The organism is Brevibacterium sp. 239c, assembly GCF_900169365.1.
In the GTDB taxonomy this organism is placed as follows: Bacteria; Actinomycetota; Actinomycetes; order Actinomycetales; family Brevibacteriaceae; genus Brevibacterium.
On sequence record NZ_FXZH01000023.1, the window covers coordinates 23,010 to 43,252 of the forward strand.

21 protein-coding genes are annotated in these 20,243 nt (G+C 61.9%); 16 read left to right on the forward strand and 5 right to left on the reverse strand.

The genetic code is table 11. The annotated features are described in order from the left end of the window. Window positions 1–20: 20 nt before the first annotated feature. Entirely contained in the window at window positions 21–1,490 is a 1,470-nt protein-coding gene (locus BSP239C_RS17420) for a peptide MFS transporter (protein ID WP_101574617.1), read from the forward strand. A 76-nt stretch (window positions 1,491–1,566) separates the two neighbouring features. Here BSP239C_RS17420 and BSP239C_RS17425 read toward each other — a convergent pair whose 3' ends face one another. Then, complete coding sequence (locus BSP239C_RS17425) at window positions 1,567–2,415, reverse strand: CPBP family intramembrane glutamic endopeptidase (RefSeq protein ID WP_257930269.1); 849 nt, start codon at window positions 2,413–2,415, stop codon at window positions 1,567–1,569. 87 nt (window positions 2,416–2,502) lie between these two features. Here BSP239C_RS17425 and BSP239C_RS17430 point away from each other — a divergent pair, with 87 nt between their 5' ends. Beyond that, window positions 2,503–3,714 carry a molybdopterin molybdotransferase MoeA gene (locus tag BSP239C_RS17430; protein WP_101574619.1) on the forward strand — a complete coding sequence of 404 codons (1,212 nt, stop codon included), beginning with the start codon at window positions 2,503–2,505 and terminating at the stop codon, window positions 3,712–3,714. Between the two features lie 83 nt (window positions 3,715–3,797). After that, complete coding sequence (locus BSP239C_RS17435) at window positions 3,798–4,922, forward strand: ThiF family adenylyltransferase (RefSeq protein ID WP_101574620.1); 1,125 nt, start codon at window positions 3,798–3,800, stop codon at window positions 4,920–4,922. Between the two features lie 41 nt (window positions 4,923–4,963). Here the strand turns inward: BSP239C_RS17435 and BSP239C_RS17440 are convergent, their stop codons facing one another. Together BSP239C_RS17440 and moaA are read right to left on the reverse strand one after the other, a co-directional pair. Next, the gene (locus BSP239C_RS17440; RefSeq protein WP_101574621.1) at window positions 4,964–5,209 is read right to left on the reverse strand and encodes a MoaD/ThiS family protein; all 246 of its coding nucleotides are present in this window, start codon (window positions 5,207–5,209) and stop codon (window positions 4,964–4,966) included. After that, window positions 5,210–6,298 (reverse strand): GTP 3',8-cyclase MoaA, encoded by a 1,089-nt coding sequence (gene moaA, locus BSP239C_RS17445; protein ID WP_101574653.1) that lies wholly within the window; start codon window positions 6,296–6,298, stop codon window positions 5,210–5,212. 42 nt (window positions 6,299–6,340) lie between these two features. Between moaA and BSP239C_RS17450 the strand changes: the two genes are divergently transcribed. From BSP239C_RS17450 to gluQRS, 13 genes are all read left to right on the forward strand, one after another. Then, a complete protein-coding gene (locus BSP239C_RS17450; RefSeq protein ID WP_226831271.1) occupies window positions 6,341–7,627 on the forward strand; it encodes a molybdopterin molybdotransferase MoeA in 1,287 nt (428 codons plus the stop codon). Further along, window positions 7,624–8,094 (forward strand): cyclic pyranopterin monophosphate synthase MoaC, encoded by a 471-nt coding sequence (gene moaC, locus BSP239C_RS17455; protein WP_101574622.1) that lies wholly within the window; start codon window positions 7,624–7,626, stop codon window positions 8,092–8,094. The genes BSP239C_RS17450 and moaC overlap by 4 nt, the downstream gene beginning before the upstream one ends. Next, a complete protein-coding gene (locus BSP239C_RS17460; protein ID WP_101574623.1) occupies window positions 8,091–8,513 on the forward strand; it encodes a molybdenum cofactor biosynthesis protein MoaE in 423 nt (140 codons plus the stop codon). The genes moaC and BSP239C_RS17460 overlap by 4 nt, the downstream gene beginning before the upstream one ends. Next, window positions 8,510–8,911, forward strand: a complete 402-nt coding sequence (locus tag BSP239C_RS17465; RefSeq protein WP_101574624.1) for a molybdopterin-binding protein — start codon at window positions 8,510–8,512, stop codon at window positions 8,909–8,911. Before BSP239C_RS17460 ends, BSP239C_RS17465 begins: the two co-directional genes overlap by 4 nt. A gap of 89 nt (window positions 8,912–9,000) precedes the next feature. Next, a complete protein-coding gene (gene modA / locus BSP239C_RS17470; protein ID WP_180959081.1) occupies window positions 9,001–9,759 on the forward strand; it encodes a molybdate ABC transporter substrate-binding protein in 759 nt (252 codons plus the stop codon). Beyond that, window positions 9,756–11,453 (forward strand): ABC transporter permease, encoded by a 1,698-nt coding sequence (locus tag BSP239C_RS17475; RefSeq protein ID WP_257930270.1) that lies wholly within the window; start codon window positions 9,756–9,758, stop codon window positions 11,451–11,453. Before modA ends, BSP239C_RS17475 begins: the two co-directional genes overlap by 4 nt. 24 nt (window positions 11,454–11,477) lie before the next feature. Continuing rightward, window positions 11,478–13,172, forward strand: coding sequence for an AMP-binding protein (locus BSP239C_RS17480; protein WP_101574625.1), 1,695 nt, complete (start codon window positions 11,478–11,480; stop codon window positions 13,170–13,172). A gap of 111 nt (window positions 13,173–13,283) precedes the next feature. Continuing rightward, complete coding sequence (locus BSP239C_RS17485) at window positions 13,284–14,033, forward strand: amino acid ABC transporter ATP-binding protein (protein WP_374701047.1); 750 nt, start codon at window positions 13,284–13,286, stop codon at window positions 14,031–14,033. A 97-nt stretch (window positions 14,034–14,130) separates the two neighbouring features. Next, window positions 14,131–15,030 (forward strand): glutamate ABC transporter substrate-binding protein, encoded by a 900-nt coding sequence (locus BSP239C_RS17490; protein ID WP_101574627.1) that lies wholly within the window; start codon window positions 14,131–14,133, stop codon window positions 15,028–15,030. Between the two features lie 67 nt (window positions 15,031–15,097). Then, on the forward strand, window positions 15,098–15,760 hold the full coding sequence (locus BSP239C_RS17495) for an amino acid ABC transporter permease (RefSeq protein WP_101574628.1): 663 nt from the start codon (window positions 15,098–15,100) through the stop codon (window positions 15,758–15,760). Continuing rightward, entirely contained in the window at window positions 15,757–16,599 is an 843-nt protein-coding gene (locus BSP239C_RS17500; RefSeq protein WP_101574629.1) for an amino acid ABC transporter permease, read from the forward strand. The genes BSP239C_RS17495 and BSP239C_RS17500 overlap by 4 nt, the downstream gene beginning before the upstream one ends. A 94-nt stretch (window positions 16,600–16,693) precedes the next feature. Continuing rightward, window positions 16,694–17,011 (forward strand): GNAT family N-acetyltransferase, encoded by a 318-nt coding sequence (locus tag BSP239C_RS17505; protein WP_101574630.1) that lies wholly within the window; start codon window positions 16,694–16,696, stop codon window positions 17,009–17,011. A 41-nt stretch (window positions 17,012–17,052) separates the two neighbouring features. After that, entirely contained in the window at window positions 17,053–17,988 is a 936-nt protein-coding gene (gene gluQRS / locus BSP239C_RS17510) for a tRNA glutamyl-Q(34) synthetase GluQRS (protein WP_101574657.1), read from the forward strand. 37 nt (window positions 17,989–18,025) lie between these two features. On the opposite strand, the gene BSP239C_RS17515 is transcribed toward gluQRS, so the two are convergent. Together BSP239C_RS17515 and BSP239C_RS17520 are read right to left on the reverse strand one after the other, a co-directional pair. Continuing rightward, complete coding sequence (locus tag BSP239C_RS17515; protein WP_226831292.1) at window positions 18,026–19,312, reverse strand: glycosyltransferase; 1,287 nt, start codon at window positions 19,310–19,312, stop codon at window positions 18,026–18,028. A 3-nt stretch (window positions 19,313–19,315) separates the two neighbouring features. Next, window positions 19,316–20,227 (reverse strand): DMT family transporter, encoded by a 912-nt coding sequence (locus BSP239C_RS17520; protein WP_257930271.1) that lies wholly within the window; start codon window positions 20,225–20,227, stop codon window positions 19,316–19,318. Window positions 20,228–20,243 lie beyond the last annotated feature (16 nt).

The window sequence follows — 20,243 nt, forward strand, 5'->3', positions numbered from 1 at the left end:
GCCACAACGGAAAGCACGATATGTCATCAAGCACCTCAACGACTGAGGACGTGCGGAACGACACCCGTTTCTTCGGGCACCCACTTCCGCTCATGCAGCTCTTCAGCCTCGAACTGTGGGAGCGTTTCTCCTACTACGGGATGAACGGCATCCTCGCCATCTACCTGTACTTCAAGGTCACCGACGGCGGGTTGGGTATGCCTCAGCCCACGGCCATCGGAATCGTCGGTGCCTACGGCGGCGCAGTCTTCCTTGCCACGATCCTCGGCGCATGGGTGGCGGACAGAATCCTCGGTGCGGAGAAGATCCTCTTCTACTCGGCCATCATCATCATGGTCGGCCACATCTGCCTGGCGCTCATCCCCGGCTTCGGCGGAGTCGCCGCCGGACTCATTCTTGTCGCGCTGGGCTCAGGTGGCCTCAAGGCCAATGCCTCTGCCCTCGTCGGTGAACTCTACTCAGAGAAGGATCCGCGCAGAGATGCCGGCTTCACCCTCTTCTACATGGGCGTCAACCTGGGCGCTTTCCTGGGACCGCTCATCACCGGTCTTCTGCAGAAGCAGATCGGCTTCCACTTCGGTTTCGGTGCCGCCGCCGTCGGTATGGCTCTGGGCCTGATCATCTATGCCACAGGTCGAAAGAACCTGCCCGATGAGTCGCGGGGAGCGGTCAATCCGCTGCCGAGTTCGAAGCTCTACCTGTTCCTCTCAGCCATTGCCCTCGTCGTCGTGCTCATCGTCGTGCTGTGGATGTCGCATATCGTCAATCCGGAGAACGTGGACTGGTGGATCGCGGGAATCTCGGCCGGTGCAGCGGCGTGCTACTTCATCGTCATGTTCCGCAGCCCGCAGACCAACGCCGACGAGCGCTCACGTGTGCTGGCGTTCATTCCGTTCTTCATCACCTGTGTGGTCTTCTGGTCGCTGTATCAGCAGATTTTCGGGACGCTGACCGCCTATTCCGATTCGCAGATGAACCGTGTGATCTTCGGATGGGAGATGCCGATCAACTGGCTGCAGCTGATCCCGCCGATCTTCGTCATCGCCTTCGCGCCAGTATTCTCAGCGATCTGGTTCAAGCTGGGCACACGACAGATTTCGACCCCGGTCAAGGCCGGATTCTCACTCATCATCATCGGTATCGCGTTCCTGCTGTTCCTGCCGTACGCCAATGCCGGAGAGCATGAGACGCCTCTGCTGTGGGTGGCATTCATCCTGCTGCTGTTCGTCTTCGCCGAACTGATGATCTCGCCGATCGGGCTGTCCTTCTCCTCGAAGGTGGCACCGAAGGTGTTCCAATCACAGATGATCGCAGTGTTCTTCCTCGCCTCAGGCGTGGGAACCGCACTCTCCGGTGTGCTGGGCGGGTACTACTCCGCCGATAACCAGACGCCGTATTGGACGTCGATCGGTGCGGCCTCGATCATCCTCGGTCTGCTGGCTCTGACCCTGACGAAGCCGATGCTGAAGGCACTGCGCGGAATCCGCTGACACCTCGGCGGTTCCCTTACGATCTCAAAAGTGTCTGAAACGCCCCTGCTCACGCCGTGTGAGCTGGGGCGTTTCGTCACACCCCGATGAAGATGGGCAGCGCATCGGGATGATGGGCATGGACGATCGTGAGAAAGACGAGCGCGTCGAAGAGGAGATGAACGGTCACGGTGTAGGGCAGAGACTTCGTCCGAGTGAAGATAAAGGCCTGGACGAGTGCGAACGGGATCGTCAGCACCGGCCCGATCGATCGGTAGCCCAGCTCCCACAGGAAGGAGACGAAGATGATGGTGGTGAAGACGTTCGCGGTCCAGAAGGCGAAGTGTTTGCGCAACAGGGCGAAGACGGTGCAGATGAAGAACAGCTCGTCCCAGATCCCGACCGCATTGACGCCGAAGAAGAGACGCACTATCTCATCCCACTGGGTCATCGGTGGCCAATTGAGGTAGACCCCGGTGCGCATGAAGTACTGGGGGAGGATGAGCCAGGCGACGACGATGACGAACAGCAGCCAGGCCCATTCCAACCGCGACCATTTCTGCCCCCGACGCAGAGGGAAGACGATTGTCCGGTCCTTGAACCCATAACGAGTGATCAGCCAGGGGATGATCACCACCGCAGAGAGCACGACCCCCATGCGGGCGATGTTGGTCCACGAGATGTCGGCGGCCACCGAGATCGAGGAGATCAGCCCCAGGCTGCCGGCGATGACGCTGAGGTCGCGGGCAAATTCTCGATCGGCCATCCATGCGACGATGAGGGAGGCCACCATCGGCAGATACCCGAAGGCTCTCAACTCGGGAAATGTGGTTCCGAGCCCGAACAGGATGAAAGCGGACAGTGCCAACAGGGCTGCGGCCAGTCCTGGCCAGGAAACGAGGTCGAATCGTTTGGAATCAGGTTCGAATCGCGTTTGTGTGTCCACGCTTGACACTCTAAATCACCACAGTCCGAACATGAGTGCTCGAATCGGGAAGTCCTCGTAGGATCTCACTTAGGCGAAAGGACATCAGTGGAACCAGAGGAATACTGCCGACTCATCATCTCATCGGCCCCCGACCGTACCGTGGAGTCGATTCCCGCGGAGTCAGCGCTCGGCAGAATCGCTGCCGAAGAGGTGATCGCCGATGCTCCCATCCCCGGCTTCGCCACCTCGGCGATGGACGGATTCGCATTGGATAAGAAGGCGTTGGCCAGTGCCCGGGCCGGCGCCGAGGTGGTTGTGCGCGGCGACATCCCCGCCGGCACCAAGCCGGTCGACATCAAACCCGGCACCGCCGTGCGAGTGATGACCGGAGCTCAGGTGCCCGCCACCGCCGAGGTGGTCGTCCCCGTCGAGCTCACCGATGCCAAGCGCACGGGGTCGGCTCCCGACCGGATCCGCGTCTCTTCGCTGCCCATGGGGCTGCGAACTGGCTGGAACATCAGGACGGTGGGGGAGGACACCCTGAGTGGGGACGTCGTCATCCGCGCCGGTGAGGTGATCAATTCTGCGGGTGTGGGCACACTGGCCATGATGGGATGCGAGACCATCAGCGTCCACCGGCCACTGACCATCGGCCTCATCGTCACCGGAGATGAACTGCACACCCGGGACGAGCTGCAGGCAGAGCTGCACGCCGATCCTGGCGAGTCGGCGCAGCCGTTCATCCACAACTCGAATCTGCCCATGCTCAGCTCCGCGATCACTGCGGCCGGAGCCATTCCAGTCGAACGCAGCTGCGGGGATGACCCGACAGTTTTCCGACAGATCATCGACGAGCTCCGCGACTGCGTTGACCTGATCATCACGACCGGCGGGATCAGTGCCGGTGCCTTCGAAGTCGTCAGACAGACCCTGAGCGATGACCATTCGACGTTCCTGCGCCTGACGATGCGCCCCGGAGGGCCCCAGGGTTACGGACGCTGCGACGATGTCCCTCTGCTGCATTTCCCCGGCACTCCGACAGGGGCACTCCTGTCCTTCCACCTCTTCGCACGATCGGTCATCGAGGCCAGTCCTCTCGCGGCGCGGTGGAAGAAGGCTGTCTACGCTGGCCCCGAAATCAGTGGCCACGGCAAGGCCCTCAGCCTGGTGCCTGGCTGCTTCAACATTGGGGGAGAGATCGCAGCTTTCGAACGTTCACGACTGCGAGACTTCTCCGGCGCCGATGTCATCATCCGAGTCCCGCAAGGCCCAGGGGCCATTCGCGACGGGGACACCATTAAGGTCCTTGACTGCTGATTCCAAGCATGAGTTCGAATGCCAAGCTGCCCGAGCGGCGATGGCGAGGTGTCTGAGTGTCGATGCCGACTAGACTGAGGCACATGTCAGGACATGCGCTCAGTTCTGCGGACACGGCACGCTATGCACGCCAGATCCGCCTCAGCGGTTTCGGCCCGCAGGCCCAATCCGCGCTCCTCAACTCCCATGTGCTCGTCATCGGCGCCGGTGGGCTCGGGGCACCGGTCCTGACGTATCTGGCGGCCGCCGGTGTCGGACGCATCAGCATCGTCGACCCCGACACGGTGGAACTGAGCAACCTGCACCGCCAATTCATCCACTCTGAGGCACGCGTGGGCCATCGGAAGGTCGAATCTGCCAAACAGCGGATGGGCGAGCTGAACTCGACCCTCGACATCATCACCCACCCGGTGCTGCTGACACCGGACAACGCCCTCGACCTCATCGGTGACGTCGATATCGTCATCGACGGAAGCGATAACTTCGCGACGAGATACCTAGCCAACGACGCCTGCGAGATCCTTGAGAAGCCCCTCGTCTGGGGCACGATCCTCGGATTCGACGGCCAGGTCGCTGTCTTCGACACCACCCAGGGGTCAACCCTGCGCGACCTCTACCCGGTCGTCCCCGCACCCGGGTCGGTCCCGGACTGTGCGACTGCCGGAGTCCTCGGGGCGCTGTGTGGAAGCATCGGTGCAGCCATGGCGATGGAGACGATCAAAATTCTCACCGGCATCGGCTCCCCGCTCTACAACGCGGTCTCCATCCACAGCAGCCTCGACGCCAGCTGGGAGAGCGTTCCGGTAGGTCGGATACCGCACCGGGATCCGGTCAGGGACCTGGAGAGCCACCTCGGCGACTATGGTGCCGAGCACGGCGAACACGGTGTACACGAAAACGGGTTGTCGTCTGGGACCTCAGCGGGCACGGATCCGAGCGTGACGTGGGCGAACATCGCACCCGGCACGCACCTCGTCGACATCAGAGACGATGAAGAAGTCTCGGGAGGAATGGTCCCCGGAGCACAGCACATCCCCATCGACGCTCTCCTCGCCGATCCCGGACAGATCGCCGATCAGGAGCCAGTCGCACTCTACTGCCGTTCGGGCGTGCGCTCCTCGCGGGCCTGTGCTCAGCTTCGTGCGCAGGGTGCGGATGTCACCTCGGTCTCCGGGGGCTATCTCGCGTATCTGTCACTGCCGCGCTGAGACTCCGTGCCGTACTTAGAATCCCAGTCGCACTGACACTCTCAGCCGCCGGCGAAGGGTGGGAGCACGTCGACGATATCGCCCTCGCCCAGAGCCGCGCGAGGATCTGTGGCCGCGATCGCGTTGACCAGGAAGCTTGAACGGGAGATGACTGTTGTCGCCTCCGCACCGGCATCCTTCGTCAGCGTCGCGATCAGTTCGTCAATGGTCGCCGCAGTCGCGGTGCATTCCTTGGTTCCGAAGGCTTCTCGTGCGGCTGCGAAGAACCGGACTCTGATCTGGGGCACTTATCCTCCGATGGCGCTCATGGGACGTTGGGGCTGTTCGAAGCTCTCGGAATCCATGCCGTGACCCGCCAGCTTCTTCCAGTGCGCGCCCTTCCACAGATTAGCGATGGCTTCATCGTCGGCACCACCGCGCATGGCGGTGAGCAGGTCGACCTCGGTGTGTGAGAACAGGCAGGTGCGCACCCGTCCCTCTGCGGTCAGGCGGGTGCGGGTGCAGTCGGCGCAGAACGGACGGGTCACCGAGGCGATGATGCCTACGTCGCCGATGATGGTCTCCGGGTCATCCCTACTGGCAACGAGGAACTTCTCTGCCGGAGCACCGTTCCGAGGGGCCGAATCCGGGGTGAGGACGAAATCGGGCTCAAGCAGAGCGAAGATGTCAGCGGCCGTGATCATGGTGCCGCGTTCCCAGGAGTGTCCGGCGTCGAGGGGCATCTGCTCGATGAAGCGCAGTTTGAGTCCGCGCTCGAGGCACCATGCCAACAGTTCTGGAGCCTGGCCGTCGTTGACACCGGGCAGCAGAACAGCATTGATCTTCACAGGGTCCATACCTGCGGCTTGGGCACCCTCGATTCCTTCGAGCACCCGGTTGAGGAACGGGCGGCGAGTGATCGTGGCGAAGGTTTCAGGGTCGACGGTGTCGAGAGAGACATTGATGCGGTCGAGTCCCGCGTCCCGCAGCTTCGCCGCGCGCTTATCGAGACCGATGGCATTCGTCGTCAGAGCGATATTGGGCCGGGGGTCCAGCGCGGCGACTCCGGCGATGATGTCGGTGACGTCCTTGCGAGTCAACGGTTCCCCGCCGGTGAATCTGACCTGGTCGACGCCGAACTTCTCCACCCCGATGCGCACGAAGCGGATGATCTCCTCGGCCGTCATCGCCGCATCGCGAGACATGAACTCCACACCTTCTTCGGGCATGCAGTAGCTGCATCGCAGGTTGCAGAAATCGGTCAGCGAGATGCGCAGGTCTCGGGCTCGTCTGCCGAAGGTGTCCAGGAGCGAATCCTCCTGATGCGCTGTGAACGTCTCACCCGGGTCCACGGTTGGAGTCCTCAGTACAGGTGTGGGCAGGCTGATCTTCCGCATTCTGCCATCCTCCTTGATCAACATTATGGATATCATCGTCCCATGACTACCGCCATGATGCATCGTCACCGTGTCCAAGAGACGATCTCTGCACTCCTAGACACACAGACCGTGTCGATCAGTGACCTCCTCGATGCACCGCGCAGGCTCGCGACCAGCGTCGCCTCGCCCATCGACGTTCCCGGCTTCGACAATTCGAGCATGGACGGATACGCCGTGGCGGCTTCTACTCTGAATGCCGCAGCACAACGACCTGATCACGATGCGCAGGGAAATGCCCATACAGTCTACGGCCCCTTGCCCGTTCGCGGAAGGGTCGCCGCCGGCGCCATCGGTGAGAAAGTGGCACCCGGTGCCGTCATCGAGATCATGACAGGGGCGCCGCTGCCGGAGGGCACGGACACCGTCATCGCCATCGAGGCCACAGCCCCGGCGGAATTCGGTGCGCCGGAGATCACTATCGCACTGCCGAGCACGGACACAGGCCCTCGGCCCGGCACCTTCGTGCGCACTCGTGGCAGCGACGTCACCGCCGGGACAACGGTGCTCGATGCTGGTCTGATGCTCACGCCGGCTCACCTCGGCGTCGCGGCCTCCTGCGGAATCACCGCGCTCGAGGTTCAAAGTCTGCCGCGTGTGCTCATCGTGAGCACCGGGGATGAGATCACGGCCGAAGCCGCTGCCGGCATCCACGACGCGAATTCGATCACCCTGGGTGCCAGCCTGCGTCGCCTCGGCGTCGACACATCCATCATCACCGTCCCCGACGATCCCCAGGCGCTGCTCGACGCCGTTCGCGGTGCCGACTGCGATCTCGTCATCTCCACCGGTGGGATCTCGAAGGGCGCCCATGAGGTCGTCAAACTCGCCGCTGACCTCGATGGAGAGTCAAGCATGGTCTTCGAGCCCATCGCGATGCAGCCCGGCGGGCCGCAGGGATGCGGGCATCTGGCGAACACCGCCTGGGTGGCTCTGCCCGGTAACCCCGTCAGCGCCTTGATCAGCTTCGAGATGTTCATTCGGCCTGCACTGCTGGGTCTGGCCGTGGATGAGGAACCTCGCGAGACCGAATACCACCGGCTCCTCGGGGGCCTCGATGAGGCTCCGCCCAGTGGAAAGCTGCAGGTGCGGCGGGCCGTGATGGATGCCGAAGGCCTCAAGCTTGTCGGGGGCGCACGTTCGCATCTGCTCCACAACTACGCCCTGAGCACACATCTGGTCTTCATCCCACCGACAGATTCCGGAGCGCGGTCAGCAGCTTCCGGGGCGCAGGCGAATGAGTCCGAGCACGGCGCAGACGATAGGCTGAAGACGTGGAAGATCACATGACACTCACGCACATCGACGACTCCGGTGCCGCCCATATGGTCGACGTCGGCGATAAGGACGTCACCAAACGTCGCGCCGTCGCCACCGCACTCATCACCACCCGAAGCGAGGTGATCGATATCATCGCCGAGGCGGGTCTGCCCAAGGGCGATGCCCTGCCCGTGGCCCGTATCGCCGCAGTCATGGGCGCCAAACGCACCAGCGAGCTCATCCCGCTGTGCCACCCTCTGCCGCTGACCGGCATCGATGTCGACTTCGAACTCCTCGATGAAGGCGTCCGCATCACCGGTGCGGTGAAGACCGTGTCGAAGACCGGGGTCGAGATGGAGGCGCTGACGGCTGTGTCCATCGCCGCGCTGACTATCTTCGACATGATCAAAGCCGTCGACAACCAGGCGATCATCGGTGACATCAAGGTCATCGAGAAGTCGGGTGGACGCAGCGGCGATTGGAATCGGGAAGCATGAGCGTCATCCACACCGGCATCGTCGAGACCCCGATCAGCACTGCTGCTCTTGAACCCGATGTCCTCGACGACACCTGTGGCGCTGTGGTCAGCTTCTCCGGTGTCATCCGCGACCATGACGGGGGGCGAGGAGTCACCCGGCTGGCGTATGAGTCCCATCCAGTGGCCAGTGATCAGATCGCCGAGGTGGCCGCTGAGATTGCGGCAAAGCATCCGGCCGTGCGTCTGTCCGTCGTCCACCGCGTTGGTGCCCTCGAGATCGGCGATGTGGCCTTGGCCGCGGTCGTCGCCTCACCACATCGTCACGATTCCTTCGCCGCCTGCTCTGAGCTCATCGATGAGGTCAAGGCCCGGGTGGCGATCTGGAAGCACCAGTTCTTCGCCGACGGTGACGACGAATGGGTCGGTGCCCTCGAATGACCGAACTGCGCATCAGCGACGCGGCCCGTTTCCTCGGAGTCAGTGATGACACCATCCGCCGGTGGGTCAGCGAAGGCAAACTGACCCAGCGCAAGGACACCTCCAATCGTGCTGTGGTCGAGGGGCGCGAACTCGTGGCCCTGGCTCAGTCGAGTTCGGCCGCCCTCGAAGATCCGACAGGAGTCGTCAGCTCCGCGCGCAACCGATTCGCTGGACTGGTCACCGACGTTGTCATCGACGGCGTGATGGCCCAGGTCAGCCTCCAGTGCGGTCCGTTCCGGGTCGTATCCCTGATGTCAGCAGAAGCATGCAGGCAACTTGAACTCGGACCCGGCAGCCTTGCCACAGCCTCGGTGAAGGCGACAATGGTCTCCATCGACACGGCAGGTGTTCGCTGAGGCAGTGAATTCGCTCATTCAACCATCTATTGTCCGCAATTGCGGAGATGGATTAACGTTCTGAGTGCAAATGCGGGTTTAATGGAGAGATGAAGTTTCTGTCCGCAGCCTGCATCGTCGCACTGCTCTCACTGACCGCCTGCTCCACCGGCACAGATTCGGACTCTCCATCCGGGGAGAAGACGACTCTGACCGTCTTCGCCGCGGCCTCCTTGACTGAGGTGTTCGGCGAGGTCGCCGAAGAGTTCTCCAAGTCTGAGCCTGATGTAGATGTGAAATTCTCCTTCGCCGGATCCTCGGACCTTGTCGCACAGATCTCCGAAGGGGCGCCGGCAGACGTCATCGCCACCGCCGATGAGAAGACCATGGACACTCTCGCCGGAGAGGACCTGCTGGCCGGACAGCCCTCGATCTTCGCCTCGAACACCCTGACTCTGGCTGTCCCCGAGGGAAACCCGGGCAAGATCAAAACCTCGAAGGACTTCGCCGGCAAGGACCTCGTCGTCTGTGCACCGCAGGTGCCCTGCGGTGCGGCGACCCAGACGTGGGCGAAAAAGAACTCTGTCACGCTCGATCCGGTCAGCGAGGAGAATTCCGTCACCGATGTGCTGGGCAAAATCAGTGCAGGTCAGGCCGATGCCGGCATCGTATACGTCACCGATGTCGCCCGCGCAGGAGGAGATGTCGAAGAGGTCGAACTCGACGGCGCCGACAAGGTCATCAACAAATACCCCGCAGCCACCGTTGACGCCAGCGACAATAAGGACGCCGCCGATGCCTTCGTGAAGTTCCTAGCGTCGAAGGAAGCGTCACGTTCGCTGACAGACGCTGGATTCTCCTCCCCATGATGACGAAGACGCGTACACGCCACCATCACTCGGCGCTGCCGAGGTGGCTGTGGATTCCCGCTGCGCTCGGCATCGCCTTCCTCTTGGTCCCGATCATCGGTCTGGTCGCACGAATCGATCCGGGCCACCTCGGCGAGGTCATCCTGGCACCTGAATCACGCTTGGCGATGGGTCTGTCGCTGCTGACTTCCATTATTGCGGCCTTGACCTGCGTGGTCATCGGATTTCCTCTGGGGTACCTGCTGGCAACCCGGAACTTCCGCGGACAACGCGTCATCCGTACGCTCATATTGCTTCCGCTCGTCCTGCCACCGGTCGTCAGCGGTCTGGCCCTTCTCTACACCTGGGGACGAACCGCGGCTCTCGGATCCCTGCTCGCCGACATGGGACTCGGGTTGGCCTACACGTCGGCAGCAGTGGTCTTCGCACAGATCTTCGTGTCACTGCCATTCATGGTCATGTCCGTCGAGACGGCTGTGGCCGCCCGCGGCCAGGACTTCGAACTCGCCGCCGCTGAACTCGGCGCCACACCCAACCGCGTGTTCTTCCACGTCACGCTTCCGCTCCTGCGCCAGGGGATCATGACCGGTGCCGTTCTCTGCTTCGCACGGGCGTTGGGGGAGTTCGGTGCGACCCTGACCTTCGCCGGCTCCCTCTCCGGCGTCACCCGCACGATGCCGCTGCAGATCTATCTGGTCCGGGAAACCGACCCGCAATCAGCAATTGCGTTGTCTCTGCTCCTCATCGCCGTCGCCCTGATCATAATCGTCCTCGCCTATCGTTCCCCTCACGCACCCCGACTCCGCACACCCAGACTCCGAGCACAGACCCTCCGGGTATCCGAGCCGACGACACCATCGATGGGAGTGGCTCAGGCGGGCGGGTCACAGGCGAGAGGCATCGAACCGAGGACGGCGAGCGCCTCCGCGATCCATCTCTGCGCGTCTGTACCCGAGCGTGGTCTGGACATCGGCCTCTCGATTCCTTCTGGGGCGACGACGGCTCTGATCGGACGCAATGGGGCAGGCAAGTCCAGCCTGTTCCAACTCATGACCGGTGCCATATCCGCCGAATCAGGTTCCCTGCGCATCGGCGAGGACACCATCTTCGACCTCGAATGCGATAAGTGGCCTCCTATCCACGCCCGTGGAATCGTCCACCTCGCACAGACACCGCTTCTGTTCCCGCATCTGAACGTCATCGACAATGTGGCCTTCGGGCTCAAGGCTCAAGGACAGGCCGCCGGCGAAGCACGTGCGGCTGCGCAGGACATGCTCAACAGCCTCGGTGTCGGCCATTGCTCTGATCGGGCGCCGGAGGCTGTGTCCGGGGGACAGGCGGCCAGGATCGCGTTGGCCAGGGCTCTCGTGGTCGACCCGAAGCTGCTGCTGCTCGACGAACCTTTGGCTGCCCTCGACGTCGACGTCAAGGTCGAGACCAGGCGAGTGCTGGCCAAGGCTCTCACCGGTCGCAGCGCGATCATCATCACCCATGACGCCGAGGATGTCACCACCTTGGCAGCGACCCTGGTGCACATCGACTCCGGTCAGGTGGCCACCGTGTCACCGGTGGGGCAGGTGGGTCAGCGAATCGCCGACGTGGGATCGGGCATGCTGGGGCACGATTTCCTGACCAGCTTTTGCGCCACCGACGCAGAGGGAATACTGTGCATTAGGTCACAGCAGTCACATTGAAATTGCAATAAGGAGCACAACGACGTGGCAGAACTTTCCTATTCCTCAGGTCCTTCCGAGACACCGCTGTTGGGTCAGACCATTCCCGCGCACCTCAAGGCCACAGCGACCACATATGCCCAGGAGCCAGCTCTTGTCGATCGCTATTCCGATCGCCGTTGGACCTATGCTGAGTTCGACCGCGATACCGACGCCTTGGCGATCGGCCTGCTCGAACGCGGAGTGAAGAAGGGTGACAGGGTCGGAATCTGGGCGCAGAACGTCGCCGAATGGGCGCTGATCCAGTACGCTACCGCCAAGATCGGCGCGATCCTCGTCAACGTCAATCCCTCCTACCGCAGCCATGAGCTCGAATACGTCGCCAAGCAGTCCGGGATGACAATGCTCGTCTCCCAGATCACTGCGCCCCCACACTCGGACTTCCACGCGATCGCGACCGAGGTCGCGGCGAAGGTTCCGGGCCTCGAGCTGGTCTTCATCGACACCGTTCCCTCCGACCTGCTTGGGGACGCGGTCATCGGCGAACGCGAGTCCTTCGCGCACCTGATCGGCAGCGGTCGAGACCTGCTCGATGATGACGCGGCCAAATATTCGGTACGCCTGGACAAGCTCATCGGCGAGCTGGCGATGGACGACCCGATCAACATCCAATACACCTCGGGCACAACCGGCTTCCCCAAGGGGGTGACGCTGAGCCACCACAACATCCTCAACAACGGCTTCTTCATCGGAGAGCTGCTGTCATACTCCGCGGAGGACTCCGTGGTCCTTCCGGTGCCGTACTACCACTGCTTCGGCATGGTCATCGGAAACCTTGCGGCTCTGAGCCACGGTGCCGCCATCATCCTGCCCGCACCCGGTTTCGATCCTGCGGCGACACTGAAGGCAGTGTCAGAGGAGAAGGCGACCTCACTCTACGGCGTACCGACGATGTTCATCGGAGAACTCGAGCATCCAGACTTCGCAAGCTACGACCTCGGTTCGCTGCGCACAGGAGTCATGGCTGGCTCGCCCTGCCCGGTCGAAATCATGAAACGCGTCATCAACGACATGAATATGGAGGAGGTCGCCATCTGCTACGGAATGACTGAGACCTCGCCGGTGTCGATGATGACCCGCGTCGATGATTCCCTTGAGGCTCGCACTCAAACCGTCGGTCGTGTCATGCCGCATCTTGAGATCAAGATCGCCGACCCGGTCACAGGCCAAGCCGTCCCACGCGGGCAGAAGGGCGAATTGTGCACCCGCGGCTATGCGGTCATGCTCGGGTATTGGGAAAATCCGGAGAAGACCGCCGAGGCGATCGATGAGTCTCGTTGGATCCACACCGGAGACCTTGGAATCATGGATGATGACGGCTACGTCGACATCTCCGGACGGATCAAGGACATGGTCATCCGCGGTGGAGAGAACGTCTACCCCCGTGAGGTGGAGGAGTTCCTCTACCACCACCCATCGATCAAGGATGTCCAGGTGGTCGGGATCCCGGATGAGAAATACGGTGAGGAGCTCATGGCCTGGGTTATCCTCAAGGACGGCTTCGACGCTCTGAGCGCGACCGAGGTCAAGGACTTCTGCTCCGGCAGGTTGGCTCACTTCAAAATTCCGCGCTACGTCGAGGTCCGGGAATCATTTCCGATGACGGTATCGGGCAAGATCCGCAAGATCGAGCTCCGCGAAGAAGGCGAGAAGATCATCCAGAACACCGCTGCCATGTGAAGGTTCTGAGACTGCAACCGACGAATGACCCAGGTCACAAGTCGGTTGCAGTTTTTCTGGCAAGACCCCACGTTTTTCATGTGCGAGCGTTATTCACTAAGATCAATAGCCATGAGAGCTGAATCACCACCGTTGGTGTCCGTCACAGATGTCGAGAAGCACTACGGTGATTTTCACGCGCTGAAGCACATCAACCTCAATATCAAAGAACGCGAAGTCGTCGTCGTCATCGGCCCGTCCGGTTCCGGCAAATCCACTCTGTGCCGGACGATCAACCGCCTGGAGACCATCACCTCAGGCTCGATTACGATCGACGGCAAACAACTGCCTGCCGAAGGTGCCGCCCTGGCACAGCTGCGCTCCGACGTGGGCATGGTCTTCCAGGCCTTCAACCTCTTCGCCCATAAGACGATTCTGGAAAACGTCACCCTCGGGCCGATCAAGGTCCGCAAACTGTCCAAAGCCGAAGCCGAAAAGCAGGCAATGGCTCTGCTCGAACGCGTCGGAGTCGCCCACCAAGCAGATAAATACCCTGCACAGCTCTCCGGTGGACAGCAGCAGCGAGTCGCCATCGCCCGTTCGTTGGCGATGAAGCCGAAGGTGATGCTCTTCGACGAGCCCACCTCGGCGCTGGACCCCGAGATGATCAACGAGGTCCTCGACGTCATGGTCGGACTCGCCGAAGAAGGCATGACCATGGTGGTCGTGACCCACGAGATGGGCTTCGCCAGGAAAGCCGCGCACCGGGTCGTCTTCATGGCCGACGGTGAGATCGTCGAGATCGCCGAGCCTGAGGAGTTCTTCACCAACCCGAAGACTCCACGCGCCAAGGACTTCCTGTCCAAGATCCTCACTCGCTGAGCGCGCCGAACGAAGCTGTTCGGCGTTCAGCAATGCACCATTTTCAGTTCTGCACCACTTCACCCCGTCACATGCACCACACTCACAAGGAGAAACGATGAAGAAGCTCAGACTCTCAATCGCATCTGTTGCCATCGGACTGCTCGCACTCAGCGGCTGCGGTCAAGGCGGAACCCCTGATGCACCGGCCGAGGGCGACGGTGACCAGGCCAAGGCACCTGAGTACACAGTCAACGACAGCGCCGATTTCAAAGACTCCAAGACCTGGAAGGCCGCCAAGGACGCCGGCAAGCTGAAGATCGGCGTCAAGTACGACCAGCCGGGACTCGGCAACGTCAAGGCCGGTACGAAGGAGCCTGCGGGCTTCGATATCGAGATCGCGAAGATGGTGGCCGCACAGTTGGGCTTCAGCCCAGACCAGATCAAGTACACAGAGACCGTCTCTGCCAACCGTGAGCCCTTCCTGCAGCAGGGCAACGTCGACATGATCGTGGCCACGTACACGATCAATGACGAACGCAAGAAGGTCGTTGACTTCGCCGGACCGTACTACATCGCCGGTCAGGATCTGCTCGTGGCGAAGGACTCCGACATCGCCGGTCCCGACGATCTCGACGGCAAGAAGGTCTGCTCCGTGGACGGGTCGACTCCGGCACAGAACATTGAAGAGAAGTACACCAAGGCAGAGCTCGTGGCCTATGACACCTACTCGAAGTGTGTCACTGACCTGCAGTCGGGTTCCGTTGACGCGGTGACCACCGATGACGCGATCCTGCGTGGCTACGCCAAGCAGTACGAAGGCGAGTTCAAGGTCGTCGGCAAACCGTTCACCGAAGAACCATACGGTGTCGGCCTGCCCAAGGGAGACGACGCCATGCGTGACGCCGTCAACGATGCCCTGCAGAAGGGCATGGACGACGGTGACTGGAAGAAGGCATTCGAATACACCCTCGGTTCCACCGATGATGTCGACATGCCCAAGATCGACCGTTACTGACCAGCCTTCAGATTGACATGATGTGAGGGCACCCAACGGTGCCCTCACATCGATTAAGGAATCTGGAATGGATTTTCTGCAACTTCTCGAGATGTTCCTCTCCGGCATCTGGGGCACCATCAAACTCTTCGCCGTCGCCCTGATCGGCGCCCTCATACTGGGTACGATCCTGGCCGGCATGCGGGTCTCACCGACGCCGGTCCTGCGGACCGCAGCCTCGACGTACATCAACGTCGTCAGGAACACGCCGCTGACGCTGGTGATGTTCTTCTGCGCCTTCGGGCTGCCGTTCCTCGACATCCGCTTCGGCGCGACGAGCTCCTTCAATTCCTTCGTCTATGCAACGCTGGCGCTTACGGCCTATACGGCCTGTTTCGTCGCCGAGACCCTCAAGTCAGGGATCTCGACGGTTCCAGTGGGCCAAGCCGAAGCAGCACGGGCCATCGGACTCACGTTCGGACAGACCCTGAACCAGGTCGTTCTGCCCCAGGCATTCCGCACCGTCATCCCGCCTCTGGGCAGCGTCATCATCGCGCTGTTGAAGAACACCTCGATCGCCTCGGCGTTCAACAACCGTGAACTCATCTCAGCCATGCGCAATGCCATCGAAGTTCGAGGCGACCTGGTGGTCCCACTTCTGTTCGGGACCGCTCTTGCCTACCTGATCCTGGCGCTGATCCTCGGTCGCGTCTTCGACTACCTCGAGAAGAAGCTGGTGATCCTGCGATGAGCGCACCGACTCAGGTCCTGTTCGACGAACCCGGCCCCAAGGCCCGTCGCAACAACATCATCCTCTCGATCGTCTCCGTGCTTGTGCTGGCCGGGCTCATCGCCTTCGTGATCTGGAAGTTCGCAGACGCCGGGCAGCTGGACCCTGCGAAATGGTACCCATTCACGTTCTCCCAGATTCAGCTCGTGCTGCTTCAAGGAATGGGGGCAACGCTGAAGGTCGCGGTCGTCGCCTCTCTGCTGGCCCTTGTCGTCGGCGTCGTGTTCGCGCTGCTGCGACTCTCAAGCAAGAAGATCATCTCGGTGCCGGGGACCATCATCCTCGAGTTCTTCCGCGGTGTGCCAGTTCTGCTGCTGATCTTTGCGATGTTCCTCATCTTCGGCAACACCATCGGAGCATTCTGGTCAGTCGTCATCGGCCTCACGCTCTACAACGGTATGGTTCTGGCAGAGATCATCCGTGCCGGCATCCTCGCCGTTCCGAAGGGACAACGGGAAGCCGGCATGGCCATCGGTATGCGTCCGGGGCAGGTGATGAGTCTGGTGCTGATGCCGCAGGCTCTGCGCGCGATGATGCCCACGATCATCGCTCAGATCGTCGTGCTGCTCAAGGACTCGGCCCTGGGATTCATCGTCACCTACCAGGACCTGCTGTACCAGGTGAACCTCATCGGCCGTGAGTACAACAACCTGCTCCCGACGTTCCTCGTCGGTGCGGTGCTGTTCATCATCATCAACATGATCGTCGCCGGCATCGCCCGGTGGCTGGAGAAGCGACTGCAGCGCAAGACCACCGCTCCCGTCGGGGCGGAAGGGCTGTCAGCGAAGACCACCGCCTGAACGGACTGAAACAGGGTGGCGTCGGAGAGTGAAGATACCGGCGCCACCCTGTAATGTTCCTATCAAGGACCATGCCGCTGACAAGGAGTCCCATATGCAGCCTGAACTCAGTTCCACCCCCGTCACGGTGGTCAAGAATCCTGGTCGCGAACGCTATGAGATCTTCACTGCTGAGGATCCCGTCCAGTTCGCAGGCTTCCTCGCCTATCGCGTCATCGACGAGCAGAAGGTCGAACTCCAACACACCATCATCTCCGAAGGCTTCTCACGCCGCGGCTTCGCGCGCACACTGGTGACCAGCGTTCTCGATCAGATCCGGGACGAGGGCGGTCTCATCGTCCCGACGTGCAGCTACGTCCAGGACTATCTGCAACGATTCCCGCAGTACGCCGATCTCGTGACGAAGGCTTGAGCGAAGCACGCCCAGAGTCGAATCCACAGGCTGCGAGGCTCATGACTTCGCAGACTGGTGCGGGTCGATTCGCGCCCAGTCCCAGCGGCGACCTGCACATCGGCAATATCCGCTCAGGGCTGCTGGCCTATGTACGTGCGCGTCAGACCGGGAGGCAGTTCCTCTGGCGCATCGAAGACCTCGACCGGGCTAAGCCCGGTGCGGCGCAATCACAGCTCGAGGTCTTCGCCGACCTGGGCGTCACCCCCGATGAGCCGCCGCTCGTCCAATCCGAGCGCCTCGGCGTCTACAACGAGGCGCTGAACCGCCTCGATGGGCAGGGACTGGTCTACGAGTGCTACTGCTCACGTAAGGACATTCAACAGGCTCCGTCGGCACCCCACTCTCCGCCCGGTGCGTATCCCGGAACCTGTCGTGATCTGCCCGAATCCGCCCGTGAACGGCATCGGCAGCGGCTTGAAGAACAGGGGCGCAGCCCGGCACTGCGGCTGAGGACCGACAACGCTGAGATCACAGTCCACGATCGTCTGCTGGGAGACATTACGGCCCCGGTCGATGATCTGGTCCTCAAACGCGGCGATGGAGTCTTCGCCTACAATCTCATCGTCATAGTCGATGACGGGGCCAGCGGTGTCGACGAGGTGGTGCGCGGTGACGATCTGGTCACCTCGGCGCCTCGTCAAGCTTATCTGGCCCACCTGCTGGGTCTGCCGCAGCCCTCCTGGCTGCACGTCCCATTGGTGGTGAACACGGCCGGCAAGCGCTTGGCCAAACGCGATGGTGCGGTCACCTATCAGCAGCTGCGCAACCTGGGTTGGACACGTCAGGACGTCTACGCCTGGATGGGGGACTCCCTCGGGCTGGCAGGCTCAGAGGGATCGTGGTCATGCATCGATGACATGGTGGCAGGCGTGGACTTCGATCGTCTGGTCTCCGAGGAGACCGTGTTCGTTCCACCTGCAGGCGCAGACGGCTGACAGACTTCACCGCCTGAGCAACAGCTCCTGAGTAACTTCAGGCAGCGGTATCGAGGCCCTCAGCGATGACCTTGCCGTAGATGGATTCGAACGTATCGAGCGTGTACTCGATGTCATGTTTGGCCACCACATCGAGTGAGGCCCTGGACATGGCGTCAAGCTGTTCGTCGGGAAGCTCGCAGATCCGCGTGAACCTGGAGGCCAACTCCTCGATATCGCGTGGTGGGAACAGGAAACCGTTGACGCCGTCCCTGACCAGATGTGGCAGGGCCACCGCGTCTGCGAGGACGACCGGTTTCCGTGAGGCCAGGGCCTCGAGCGTCGCGATCGACTGCAACTCAGCGGTCGAGGGCATGCAGAAGAACGTGCAGCGTTGGTAAGCGTCCATGAGTTCTTTGTCGCTGATCTTGCCGAGGACATGGATGCGGTCTGCAATTCCGAGGTCTGCAGCAAGGTCCTTGAGCGGCTCCTCCTGATCCCCGCCGCCGACGATGTCAGCTTCGAGGCCGAGCGCGGGATCCGTCTTCGCGACCGCTTCGACGATGTCGGCGGCGTGCTTCTCTGAGGAGAGTCGGCCCACGAAGAGAACACGTGGTGGTGTCTCCCCGGTGTCAGGCGCTGTCGCGCTTGGCCCAGCCGCCGTCGGCGATCCCGCAGGAGTTGTCGGGGATCCCGCGGACTCCGTCTCAGACGCTGTGGCCTGATCGTCTCGTAGGTGCGCGAATCGTTCCAGGTCGATGCCGCAGGAGACTGCCCGAATGGGGGAGGAGAAGCCGTTCTGTGTGAGTAGGTCCGCAGCGAGCTGCGTCGGAACCGTGATGAAGTCTGCGGACTGGAACTTACGGCGCAGATCCCACCAGGCAATGGAGGTGCCCCCGTCGAGGAGGGGTTTCGGTGCGCGCACATAAGGGCGTACGTTATCGGGCATGAAGTGGTTCGTGGCCACGACCGGGATCCGGCGTTTGCTGGCTTCTGAGAAGGCGTAGCGACCGATGACGAAGTGAGCCTGAGTATGTACTACGTCGGGCTGCAGAGAATCGAGGAGGCGAGACAGCTCAGGTTTCGTCTCCCACGGCATGCAGATGGTCCAGGTCGGGTGCAGCGGCCACCGATGAGAGGTCAGCCGGTGGACCGTGACACCGTTCTCAGTGCTCACCGACGCCTTCCCGGTTGCAGAGGGGCAGGCGACGTGAACATCATTGCCGCGGGCGGCGAGCCCAGCGGCCAGACGTTCTGCGAACTTGGCGGCGCCATTGACCTCGGGTGCGTAGGTTTCCGTCGGAATGAGAATGCGGCGGGCTGGGGTGTGGCTATGCGCGGACAGGATTCAACTCTCCTCGGTGTCGGGCAACTGGTCTGTGCGACGGGCAACTCGACGCTCGTGTTCTCGATCTTTGACATCGGGGTGATACCGCGACAATACAACGACGCCCAGACAGGCGACCAATCCGGTGGCTGCGATCACGACGACGAGCCAGACAGGTGCAGATGCTGCCTCCCCGAGGACGACCGATCCGAGGATAACCGCGCCGATCGGATCAACGACGGTCAGGCCGGCGATGACCATCTCTGGAGGGCCGGCAGCGTAGGCGTTCTGGACGAACCAGGATCCGACCGCAGTTGCAGCGATGAGACCGACGACGTTGAGCCATGTGACCTGGTCAAGACCTGCCCGGAGCAGCTGAACGCTGACCAGGTGCGTATTCGTGGCCACGCAAGCGAAGAGCAGGCCCGCGGCCGTGATGAGCACCAGCTGGGGTGCGCCACGGAAGAACAGCATGATGGCCAGACCCAGAGCGAGGATGACCGCAGTGATCACCACAAGCGGCAACGCGTCAGTGCCCAGATGCACCTCAGTGCGTGCCGTGGTGGCGGAGAGGGCGACGAAGATCGTCACTGCCACCGTGCACCAGACGACTGCCTGCACGAGTCGTCGGTTGACCTTCAGTCCCCGGTGCCGCACACCCAGTAGGACGGAGACGATGAGGGAGAAGGCGCCGACTGGCTGGACGACCATAACCGGGGCGAGGGCCAGAGCGACGACGTTGCCCACGGTGCCCAGGCCGGTGACGATCAGTCCGATCAGCCATTTCCTGTTGCTCAGCAGCTCCTTGAAGTGAGCCCAACTCAGTCCGTTGTGGGAGTTGTCCTGACCTGCGACCGCGTCATGTTGGTACAGAGCTCCATAGGCCAGTGCCACTGCCGCAAGGACGGCGAGGGCGATTGCCACTATGGTCACGTGCACTTCTTCCGCT

What these genes read in the sequence shown, in the direction of transcription:
- moaC (WP_101574622.1), top strand. Translation starts at nt 7,624, where the DNA reads ATGACACTCACGCACATCGACGACTCCGGTGCCGCCCATATGGTCGAC.
- BSP239C_RS17500 (WP_101574629.1), top strand. Translation starts at nt 15,757, where the DNA reads ATGAGCGCACCGACTCAGGTCCTGTTCGACGAACCCGGCCCCAAGGCC.
- BSP239C_RS17485 (WP_374701047.1), top strand. Translation starts at nt 13,284, where the DNA reads ATGAGAGCTGAATCACCACCGTTGGTGTCCGTCACAGATGTCGAGAAG.
- gluQRS (WP_101574657.1), top strand. Translation starts at nt 17,053, where the DNA reads ATGACTTCGCAGACTGGTGCGGGTCGATTCGCGCCCAGTCCCAGCGGC.
- BSP239C_RS17450 (WP_226831271.1), top strand. Translation starts at nt 6,341, where the DNA reads ATGACTACCGCCATGATGCATCGTCACCGTGTCCAAGAGACGATCTCT.
- BSP239C_RS17465 (WP_101574624.1), top strand. Translation starts at nt 8,510, where the DNA reads ATGACCGAACTGCGCATCAGCGACGCGGCCCGTTTCCTCGGAGTCAGT.
- moaA (WP_101574653.1), bottom strand. Translation starts at nt 6,298, where the DNA reads ATGCGGAAGATCAGCCTGCCCACACCTGTACTGAGGACTCCAACCGTG.
- BSP239C_RS17475 (WP_257930270.1), top strand. Translation starts at nt 9,756, where the DNA reads ATGATGACGAAGACGCGTACACGCCACCATCACTCGGCGCTGCCGAGG.
- modA (WP_180959081.1), top strand. Translation starts at nt 9,001, where the DNA reads ATGAAGTTTCTGTCCGCAGCCTGCATCGTCGCACTGCTCTCACTGACC.
- BSP239C_RS17420 (WP_101574617.1), top strand. Translation starts at nt 21, where the DNA reads ATGTCATCAAGCACCTCAACGACTGAGGACGTGCGGAACGACACCCGT.
- BSP239C_RS17460 (WP_101574623.1), top strand. Translation starts at nt 8,091, where the DNA reads ATGAGCGTCATCCACACCGGCATCGTCGAGACCCCGATCAGCACTGCT.
- BSP239C_RS17495 (WP_101574628.1), top strand. Translation starts at nt 15,098, where the DNA reads ATGGATTTTCTGCAACTTCTCGAGATGTTCCTCTCCGGCATCTGGGGC.
- BSP239C_RS17490 (WP_101574627.1), top strand. Translation starts at nt 14,131, where the DNA reads ATGAAGAAGCTCAGACTCTCAATCGCATCTGTTGCCATCGGACTGCTC.
- BSP239C_RS17505 (WP_101574630.1), top strand. Translation starts at nt 16,694, where the DNA reads ATGCAGCCTGAACTCAGTTCCACCCCCGTCACGGTGGTCAAGAATCCT.
- BSP239C_RS17435 (WP_101574620.1), top strand. Translation starts at nt 3,798, where the DNA reads ATGTCAGGACATGCGCTCAGTTCTGCGGACACGGCACGCTATGCACGC.